The following is a 475-nucleotide window of genomic DNA, read 5'->3' as shown; positions in this document are numbered from 1 at the left end:
CTCGAAGAGTAACCAGCCAGCTGACGACCAACGAAAACATCGCCGCAAACATCAAAGTCCAAAAGAGAACCGAACGAAAAGAATCCATGTTAGATCGCTCTGTATCAAAATTATAAACAACCGCTGCATATTTAGCCGTTCCAAGGATTGTGTTAGCCCCATAAATTAAGACGATTGGTTTCTTTAATTTAATGAGACGAACTCTAAAATACGATCCGGATAATCTTACATTTTGAATATCGTTTAAATCGCCAGAAATTTTTTTATAAAGATTTTCATAAGTCCAGATCCGTAATCCAAGCGAATAAGAATTAACAATTTTTCCGCTCTTACTATAATAAATAGTGTCCTGTCCGGAAACGTTCGACTTTAGTAAACTGCCCTCCTGAGGTGAACTGGCACTTGGCGATCCCCCAATTGTACTCGATCCCTGTCCTTGTCCAACCAACCCGGGAATTGTCAATTGTTTTGATCC

At 39.6% G+C, this 475-nt stretch carries 1 pseudogene; it reads right to left on the bottom strand.

What is annotated here, in order from left to right:
• Positions 1–475: pseudogene (locus KH893_RS11855) on the bottom strand (sensor histidine kinase); the annotation flags it as partial.

It is taken from the genome of Liquorilactobacillus sicerae (assembly GCF_029916425.1).
Taxonomy (GTDB): domain Bacteria; phylum Bacillota; class Bacilli; order Lactobacillales; family Lactobacillaceae; genus Liquorilactobacillus; species Liquorilactobacillus sicerae.
The sequence above is the reverse complement of the archived record's forward strand: the minus strand, read 5'-3'. Positions and strand labels throughout refer to the sequence as shown.